Annotated in this window: 7 protein-coding genes; 5 read left to right on the top strand and 2 right to left on the bottom strand. The window is 73.5% G+C overall.

Translation table 11 applies throughout. The annotated features are described in order from the left end of the window. On the top strand, window positions 1-2263 hold a 2263-nt coding region (locus tag ACFRCR_RS13735), incomplete at its 5' end, for an ATP-dependent Clp protease ATP-binding subunit (protein WP_377678260.1). A gap of 51 nt (window positions 2264-2314) precedes the next feature. Here the strand turns inward: ACFRCR_RS13735 and ACFRCR_RS13730 are convergent. After that, entirely contained in the window at window positions 2315-3277 is a 963-nt protein-coding gene (locus tag ACFRCR_RS13730; RefSeq protein ID WP_377678258.1) for a pentapeptide repeat-containing protein, read from the bottom strand. Between the two features lie 325 nt (window positions 3278-3602). Between ACFRCR_RS13730 and ACFRCR_RS13725 the strand changes: the two genes are divergently transcribed. The 4 genes from ACFRCR_RS13725 (at window position 3603) to ACFRCR_RS13710 (ending at window position 7099) form a co-directional block, all read left to right on the top strand. Beyond that, a complete protein-coding gene (locus ACFRCR_RS13725) occupies window positions 3603-4049 on the top strand; it encodes a hypothetical protein (protein ID WP_377678257.1) in 447 nt (148 codons plus the stop codon). A 124-nt stretch (window positions 4050-4173) separates the two neighbouring features. Next, entirely contained in the window at window positions 4174-4971 is a 798-nt protein-coding gene (locus tag ACFRCR_RS13720; RefSeq protein WP_377678256.1) for a histone-like nucleoid-structuring protein Lsr2, read from the top strand. A gap of 188 nt (window positions 4972-5159) precedes the next feature. Next, the gene (locus ACFRCR_RS13715; RefSeq protein WP_377678255.1) at window positions 5160-6404 is read left to right on the top strand and encodes a sensor histidine kinase; all 1245 of its coding nucleotides are present in this window, start codon (window positions 5160-5162) and stop codon (window positions 6402-6404) included. Then, complete coding sequence (locus ACFRCR_RS13710; RefSeq protein WP_377678261.1) at window positions 6401-7099, top strand: response regulator; 699 nt, start codon at window positions 6401-6403, stop codon at window positions 7097-7099. The genes ACFRCR_RS13715 and ACFRCR_RS13710 overlap by 4 nt, the downstream gene beginning before the upstream one ends. 4 nt (window positions 7100-7103) lie before the next feature. On the opposite strand, the gene ACFRCR_RS13705 is transcribed toward ACFRCR_RS13710, so the two are convergent. After that, on the bottom strand, window positions 7104-8711 hold the full coding sequence (locus tag ACFRCR_RS13705) for a PP2C family protein-serine/threonine phosphatase (protein WP_377678253.1): 1608 nt from the start codon (window positions 8709-8711) through the stop codon (window positions 7104-7106). Between the last annotated feature and the right edge of the window lie 140 nt (window positions 8712-8851).

Below are 8851 nucleotides of genomic sequence, written 5' to 3'. Positions count from 1 at the left end.
CTCCTCGCCCGCCGCGCAGATCCTCGGTGACGCCGGGGCGAGCGCCGACGCGCTGCGCTCGGCGCTGCCCGCGGTCCGTGGCTCGGGCCGCGTGACGAGCCCCAACCCCGAGGGCACCTACAAGGCGCTCGAGCAGTACGGCCAGGACCTCACGGCGGCCGCCGCCGAGGGCAAGCTCGACCCCGTGATCGGGCGCGACTCGGAGATCCGCCGCGTCGTGCAGGTCCTCTCGCGCCGCACCAAGAACAACCCGGTCCTGATCGGTGAGCCCGGCGTCGGCAAGACGGCCGTCGTCGAGGGGCTGGCCCAGCGCATCGTCGCGGGCGACGTCCCCGACTCGCTCAAGGGCAAGAAGCTCATCTCGCTCGACCTCGCGGCCATGGTCGCGGGCGCCAAGTACCGCGGCGAGTTCGAGGAGCGCCTCAAGGCCGTCCTGGAGGAGATCAAGTCCTCCGACGGCGAGGTCGTGACCTTCATCGACGAGCTCCACACGGTCGTCGGTGCCGGTGCGGGCGGCGAGGGGGCCATGGACGCGGGCAACATGCTCAAGCCCATGCTCGCCCGCGGCGAGCTGCGCCTGGTCGGTGCGACGACCCTCGACGAGTACCGCGAGCACATCGAGAAGGACCCGGCCCTGGAGCGTCGCTTCCAGCAGGTCTTCGTGGGCGAGCCCTCGGTCGAGGACACCGTCGCGATCCTGCGTGGGCTCAAGGAGCGCTACGAGGCGCACCACAAGGTGACCATCGCCGACTCGGCGCTCGTGGCTGCCGCCGCGCTGTCCGACCGCTACATCACGGGCCGCCAGCTCCCCGACAAGGCGATCGACCTGGTCGACGAGGCCGCGTCGCGCCTGCGCATGGAGCTCGACTCCTCGCCCATCGAGATCGACGAGCTCCAGCGCGCCGTCACGCGCCTGGAGATGGAGGAGGTCGTGCTCTCGGAGTCCGACGACCCCGCCTCGCGCGAGCGCCTCGAGAAGCTGCGCGCCGACCTCGCGGACCGTCGCGAGGAGCTGTCCGCGCTGACCGCGCGCTGGGACGCCGAGAAGGCGGGCCACAACCGCGTCGGTGACCTGCGTGCCAAGCTCGACGAGCTGCGCGTGCAGGTCGAGCGGGCCATCCGCGAGGGCGACCTCGAGACCGCGGGCCGCATCCAGTACGGCGAGATCCCGCAGGTCCAGGAGCAGCTCCAGGCCGCCGAGCAGGAGGAGGCGTCGATCGACAGCGACGAGTCCGCCACGGCCCAGCAGGCACCCATGATCGCCGACAAGGTCGGCGCGGACGAGATCGCCGAGGTCGTGTCCGCGTGGACCGGCATCCCCGCGGGCCGCATGCTCCAGGGCGAGTCGGAGAAGCTCCTGCACATGGAGGACGTGATCGGCAGGCGCCTGATCGGGCAGAAGGCCGCCGTCGCGGCCGTCTCGGACGCCGTTCGACGTTCTCGTGCGGGCGTCGCCGACCCCGACCGCCCCACGGGCTCGTTCCTGTTCCTCGGACCCACCGGCGTGGGCAAGACCGAGCTCGCGAAGGCGCTCGCGGACTTCCTGTTCGACGACGAGCGCGCCATGGTGCGCATCGACATGTCGGAGTACGGCGAGAAGCACAGCGTCGCGCGACTGGTCGGTGCCCCTCCGGGGTACGTCGGCTACGAGGAGGGTGGCCAGCTCACCGAGGCCGTGCGGCGCAGGCCGTACTCGGTCGTGCTGCTCGACGAGGTCGAGAAGGCGCACCCCGAGGTCTTCGACATCCTGCTGCAGGTGCTCGACGACGGGCGGCTGACCGACGGCCAGGGCCGCACGGTCGACTTCCGCAACGTCATCCTGGTGCTGACGTCGAACCTGGGTTCGCAGTTCCTCGTGGACCCCATGCTCGACGACGCGGCCAAGCGCGAGGCCGTCATGTCGGCGGTCCGGTCGAACTTCAAGCCCGAGTTCATCAACCGGCTCGACGACGTCGTGATCTTCGACCCGCTGAACCTCGACGAGCTGGGGCGGATCGTGGACATCGCGGTCGACCGGCTCGGAGAGCGCCTCGCGGACCGTCGCCTCACGCTCGAGGTCACCCCGGCTGCGCGCGAGTGGCTCGCGCTCGAAGGCTTCGACCCGGCGTACGGGGCGCGCCCGCTGCGCCGCCTGGTGCAGCGCGAGATCGGCGACCGCCTGGCGCGCAAGCTCCTGGCGGGCGAGGTCGCGGACGGCGACACGATCGTCGTCGACCGGTCGCTCACCGAGGGAGAGGGCCTGGAGCTGACCGTCCAGCGGTGACGCTCGGAGGGCCCCCGGCGAGCGGGGGCTCCTCCCGCCCGACGGCGCCGCTCACCGTCGCGGTCGGGTCGCCCTGCGCGGGTGGTCGCCGCGGGGACGCGGGCGGGGCTCGGAGGCAGGATCCGCCGTGGCGACGGTCCAGTGCCCCGGGTGCTCGAGCCCGTCGGGCAGACGCGTGGTCGTGTCGCCGCGGGCCGCGTCGACCTGGGCCTGGGTGAGGAACAGCGCGTCGGTGAGGTCCGCGCCGCGCAGGTCGGTCCCCCGCAGGTCGGCCCCGACGAGGTCGGCGCTGCGCAGGTCCGCGCCGCGCAGGTCCGCCCCGACGAGCAGGGCGCCGCGCAGGCTCGCCCCCCGCAGGTCGGCGCGGGCCAGCCGCTTCCCGACCAGGTCGGCGCCGCGGTGGTCCGCACGCCGTCCCCGGGGCTGGTGGCGCGAGCGCGCGCGAGCCCCCTCGCTCGCCCGGAGCAGGAGCGGGTTGACGCCGCTGCGCAGGGCGTCGAGATCCTGTGCGAGCAGGTCCCGCGGGGTGCCGAGCGAGAGGCGCTCGACCCGGTCCACGGCGGCGCGCAGGTCGGCGGTCAGCGCCGGGTCCGGGCTGCTCTCTCCGGCGTCGGCGCCGTCCCGGCCCGCGACCAGCGCCACGGCCTCGGTGAGGTACCAGAGCAGCTCGTGGACGTGTCGCAGCACGGGCAGCAGCGCGAACATCGACGACCGCACCTCGGGGTGCTCGCGCCAGTCCTGCCCGGCGAACGCGACCCGGGAGATCTTCTGCCCCGCGCCGAAGCAGTCGTAGACCGTGCAGCCCACGAACCCGCGCTCGCGGAGCTCCGGGTGGACGCCACACCGGTGGTCGGGCCGCAGGTTGCGGCACGGTTCGCCCGCGTCCTTGTCGATCGGGAAGTCCGACGAGCGCGTGAACGCGAGCGCCACGCAGCACAGGCCGAAGCAGCTCGCGCAGTCGGCGTGCAGGCCGAGGCGTTCACGTTCGGTGTCGAGACTCGGGGACGACGACATGGGACTCCTGGCGGGGTGGGGGCGGCTCGCCCCCAGTACACCGCGCGCGCCGCCCGCGAGTCGAGCGAGTTCCCGGTGTCCGGTTGTCCCCCCGCGGGGACGCCGGTACGCCGCAGTGCCGACGCGCCTGCACGGAACCTCGTCCGCACCTCGCCCGCAGGGTCGATGCGCCCCCTGGTCCGCACGCCTAGCGTGGGAGCAGCGCACCCGACGCCCCGCCCCATGGGCCGGAGGCATCGCGGTGCGCCCGACGGCGCCGCACCCGGCGTCCGTCCCCGTCGGCCCCGCGCACCCCGCCTCGGCCGCAGATCATCCGGAGTGTGCTGTGCAGAGCAAGGTCGGTCCTGTCCTCGTCGTCGTCGGTTCGATCCTGGGCATCGCCCTGCTCGTGGTGGGGTTCCTGGCGCTGCGCACGGCGATCATCGACCGGCCGATCGACTCGTACTTCCTCACCTACGAGGTCATGTCGGACACGGGGGTCGAGTCGGTCGTCTGGACTCAGGCCCCTGCGGGCGACCGGACGGGCGCATCGGTCGAGCAGAGCGCGACCGGTCCAGTCGAGTCGCCGTTCATGACCGAGGCGGTCGTGGCCGCCGGGCAGCCGGCCCGGGTCGAGGCGACCCCCACCGGTGAGGGCACCGCGTCGTGCCGGGTCCTCAAGGACGTCGGGCGCACCAACGAGGCCGTGCTCGTCGAGGCCACCTCGGCCGCTCCGGGCGCTCCCGTGACGTGCGACGTGACGTTGCCGACCGATCAGACGTTCGACAGGTAGTCCGCGGACCGGCGGCGGCAGCCCGCGAGCGGGTCGTGGGCGCCCTACCGACGGTTGTCCGAGATGTGAAAGAGTTGCCGCGCGCACGTCGACCGGTGTGCGCATCGTTCGCCGAGAGGTCGTCATGGGTTTGCTGAGCTGGTTCAAGGGTCGTCGGAAGAAGGCGGAGGCCGCACCGGTGGTGAGCGTCGCGTCCCTGTTCGACGTCACCCAGAAGACCGCTGCCGACACCACTCCTGCGCAGGCACCGGCCCGCACGACGGCGCCGGTCGCCCCCGCCGCAGCGGCCGAGCCTGCGACGACGCCCGTCGCGATCGCCGTCCTGGAGCCGGAGACCGCGCCGAAGGTCGAGGCGCCGGTTGCCGTCGAGCAGGAGCCCGCCACCGCGGTCGAGACGGTCGAGGTCGTCGAGGTCGTCGAGACGGTCGAGGTCGCCGTGACCGAGACCGAGACCGAGACCGAGATCGAGATCGAGACCGAGGCGGTGGCAGCGGTCGAGGTCGTGGAGACCGAGTCCGTCGTCGAAGCCACCGAGCCGGAGCCGGCGGCCGAGCCCGTCGCAGCCGTCGAGGCACCCGAGGTCGTCGAGACGGTCGAGGCAGTGGCAGAGGCCCCCGAGGTCGTCGAGACCGGAGCCGTCACGGTCGAGGTCGTCGAGTCGGTCGTCGTCGAGGTGGCCCCCGAGGCCGCTGCCCAGCCCGATCCCGTCGCCGACGCCGCAGCCCCCGCCGCGACGAAGGCGGCCGCAGCCCCCGCCGCGACCCCGAAGAGCACCGGCTACCTCCTGCCGGGCGAGACGACCGCCGAGATCCGCACCTGGGCGCTCGCGAACGGCCACACCGTGAGCCCCAAGGGCCGCCTGCCCAAGGCCGTCCTCACCGCGTACCGCGCGGCGAAGGGTGAGGCCCCGGCAGCGGACTGACCCCCAGCACCCCCGCCGGTCCACGGACCGGTGCGCGACGGCGGCGCTCCCGGACCAGGCTCCGGGGGCGTCGCCGTCGTCGTCCGGCAGGAGCCCTCGGGCGCGGCGGGAGCCTGATCCTTTCGGGTGACCCCGGGTCGTCCCGACTGGCGATGTGCACCCCCTGTCCACGCGCATAGTCTCGCCGCATGCCTCCTGCTCCGCCGATCCGCTACGTGCCCTACTCGGCCTTCGACCTGTCCTGGCGGCTGGGGGCAGCGTTCGGGTTCGGGGCCCTGCTGTACCTCGCCAACGCGCTCCTGACGGCGGAGGACCCTCAGGGGGCGACCTTCGAGCAATGGGCCGCGATCTTCCTGCTCGACCTCCTTCTCGGCGTCGTCGCGCTGGTCCTCCTCCCGGCGGTCCGTGCGGCACCGCTCACCGTGGCTCTCCTCATGGCGGTGGTCGGCGGCTTCACGACCTTCGGTGCGGGGGCCGTCGTGATCGCTCTGATCTCGCTCGCGACCCGTCGGCGGTGGCGGGAGATCGCGGGCGTCGGGGTCGTCTACATGGCGTCCGGTCTGGCGAACGAGGCCTTCTTCCGCTCGATGATCCCCGAGTGGGCGGCGACGCCCTGGTGGGTGTGGGTCGTCGTCGGGGCGCTCATGTACGGCCTGGTGGTCGCGATCGGCGTCTCGATCGGGAACCGGCGCGACCTCGCGGAGTCCTGGCGCGTGCGGGCGGTGACGGCCGAGCGTGAACAGGCTGCGCGCGTCGACCAGGCACGCTCGACCGAGCGCACCCGGATCGCGCGCGAGATGCACGACGTCCTGGCGCACCGCATCTCGCTCGTCGCGATGCACTCGGGGGCGCTCGCGTACCGCACGGACCTCACGCCCGAGGAGACGGCGGCGGCCGCGGGCGTGATCCGCGACAACGCGCACCTCGCGATGACCGAGCTGCGCGAGGTCCTCGGCGTCCTGCGCGAGACCGACGTCCCGGGCGCGGCCCCCGAGCGACCGCAGCCGACGCTCGCCGCCCTGCCCGACCTGCTGGCCGAGGTGCAGGGCCCGGACGGCTCCGACCCGGTCACGTGCGAGGTCGCTCCTGGCACGGCCGAGCACCTCGCCGGGCTGGGCGACCAGGTGAGCCGCAGCGCGTACCGCATCCTGCAGGAGTCGCTCACGAACGCCCGCAAGCACGCGCCGGGCGGGCCGGTCAGCGTCGAGATCGACGGCGCCCCGGGGGAGGGGCTCACGGTGCGGGTCACCAACCCGCTCGTCGCGGTCCGCGTGCCCGACGACGGCGACGGGCCGTGCCCGTCCGGCGCGCCGCCGTCGGGCCTGGGGCTGACGGGGCTCGCGGAGCGTGCACGCCTCACGGGCGGCGAGCTGACCGCGGGGCCCGACGGGTCAGGCTGCTTCGTCGTGAGAGCGTGGCTCCCGTGGACCTGACCCCTCTGACTCCCGCCGCCCCCGAGATCGTGCCGACGGACGCACCCCTGCGTGTCGTCCTGGTCGACGACGACACGCTCGTCCGGGCGGGACTGCGCCTCATCCTGGGTGGTGACCGGGCGATCGAGATCGTGGGCGAGGCCTCCGACGGTATCGCCGCGGTCCCGGAGATCGCGCGGACCCGGCCCGACGTCGTCCTCATGGACATCCGCATGCCCCGCCGCGACGGGCTGGCGGCCCTGGAGATCGCGCGCGCGGCCGACCCGACGCTCAAGGTCATCGTCCTGACGACGTTCGACGCCGACGACATGGTGCTGACCGCGCTGCGGCTGGGCGCGGCGGGCTTCCTGCTCAAGGACACGCCGCCCGCAGAGCTCGTCGCGGCGGTCCGGCTCGTCGCGCAGGGGCGGTCCATGCTGTCGCCGTCCGTCACCCAGCAGCTCATCACGGCGGTCGCACGTCAGCCCGTCGACGACCGGGAGGCCGCCGCGAAGGTGCGCCTCGCGCGGCTGACCGAGCGCGAGCTCGAGGTCGCGGTCGCGATCGGGACGGGGCTGTCCAACGCGGACATCGCGGCGAGCCTGCTCCTGAGCATCGCGACGGTCAAGACCCACGTGGGGCGCGTGCTCGACAAGCTCGGGGCCGACAACCGCGTGCAGGTCGCGATCTGCGTGCACGACGCGGGGCTCGCCTAGCGGGTCAGGGCACCTCGTAGAGCAGCAGGGCGACGTCGTCCCGCGCGCCGTCGGCGAGGAGCTCGGCGAGGAGCGCGTCCGGCAGGTCGGACGCCGGGCGCTCCTCGCGGATCGCGAGGGCGGCGTCGGCGAGGCGGCGCAGGCCCTCCGAGAGGTGCTCGCCGCGGCGCTCGACGAGCCCGTCGGTGTACAGCACGACGGCGTCACCGCTGTCGAGCGCGGCGGTCGCCTCGGGACGCGGTGCGGTGCTGAGGGCCAGGGGCGTGCCCCGACCCTCGTTGAGCCAGCACGTCTCGGCCTTGTTGACCACGAGCGGGGGCAGGTGGCCTGCGGCCGAGTACGTCAGGGTGCGGGCGTTCTCGTCGACGATCGCGCACAGGACCGTCGCGAGCTCGGCGCCGGGCAGCGTCCGCGCGAAACGGTCGAGGCCCTCGAGCGTGGCCGCGGGTCCGAGGTTCTCCAGGAGCAGGGCGCGGCTCGCGCTGCGGAGCTGTCCCATGACGGCCGCGGCGCGCAGGCCCTTGCCCACGCAGTCACCCACGACCAGGCCGAAGCGCCCACCGGACAGGTCGACGACGTCGTACCAGTCGCCGCCGATGAGGAGGCTGTCGTCGGCCGGCCGGTAGCGGGTGTGCCACCCCGGGGCCGTCGGGTCGTCGGGGAGCATCGCGTCCTGGAGGGCGTTCGCGACGTTGCGCAGCTCGTCGACCTGACGGATCTGGGCGAGCGTGCTGCTCAGTGCGGTGCCGACCGCGGAGGCGACGAGCTGGAGGAACGAGCGCTGGTCGTCGTCGTCCGGGCGGAGCGGGTTGCCCTCGAGGACGATCACGCCCGCCGCGGCCCGGTCGCGGGTGGCCGCGAGCGGTGCGACGAGCGCGCTGCCGACCTGGTCGAGGCGCCGCTCGTCAGCGACCTCGCGCAGGACCTGCGACGGGACCGACTCGTCGTGGCGCTCGTGGGTCGAGGCGAACGCCACGAGACCGGCAGAGGTGTCGAGGTAGAGGTCGGCGCGCGTGACGTCGACGCTGCGTCCGAGCACCCCGACGGTCGCGGCCGCGAGCTCGTCGACGTCGCCCTGGAGGCGCTGGAGGGTCGCGGAGAGGGTGCCGAGGGTCTGGAGACGTCTCGCGGCGACCACGTGGGCCGTGGTCTCGGTCGCGACGTCCATGACCCCGCAGATCGTCCCGTCCTCGTCCCGCAGGGGGCTGTAGGAGTACGTGAACGCCGTCTCCTCCTCGAAGCCCGACCTGTTGACGACCAGGCGGTAGTCCTCCTCCCAGGTCGCAACGCCTGTCGTGAGGACGGACTCGAAGAGGGGTTCGAGCTGCGGCCAGACCTCGCCCCAGACCACGCCGCACGGCGAACCCATGGCTGCGGGGTGCTTCTCCTCGCCGAGCAGGACCCGATACCCGTCGTTGTAGATCATGACGAGATCCGGACCCCACCCGATGAACATGGGGAAGCGGGTGCTGAAGCACAGGCGCACGGCGGCGCGCAGCGTCTTGGGCCAGGTGTCGGGGGAGCCGAGCGAGGTGGCGGACCAGTCGATCGACCGGGCCAGCTCACCGCTCTCGGTGCCCTGGGTGGCCAGGTCGAACCAGTCGGAACTCACGACTCATGATAGGAGGTTCCGGCGGTCGCGCCGCGCATCCTGTGCAGTGCACACCGGGCCTGTGGAGAGCACGCGCTGCCGCGCGCCCGCGTCGAGTGTGCAGTTCGGGTCGTCCGCCGGGCACGTCTGACGACCCGAAC

Source organism: Oerskovia sp. NPDC056781 (assembly GCF_042789955.1).
Taxonomy (GTDB): domain Bacteria; phylum Actinomycetota; class Actinomycetes; order Actinomycetales; family Cellulomonadaceae; genus Oerskovia; species Oerskovia rustica.
Note: the sequence above shows the minus strand (reverse complement) of the source record. Positions and strands in the feature narration are given on the sequence as shown.

Bases quoted from the DNA above. Each gene is read 5' to 3' on its own strand.
- ACFRCR_RS13730 (WP_377678258.1), bottom strand. From the start codon at position 3,277: ATGTCGTCGTCCCCGAGTCTCGACACCGAACGTGAACGCCTCGGCCTG.
- ACFRCR_RS13720 (WP_377678256.1), top strand. From the start codon at position 4,174: ATGGGTTTGCTGAGCTGGTTCAAGGGTCGTCGGAAGAAGGCGGAGGCC.
- ACFRCR_RS13715 (WP_377678255.1), top strand. From the start codon at position 5,160: ATGCCTCCTGCTCCGCCGATCCGCTACGTGCCCTACTCGGCCTTCGAC.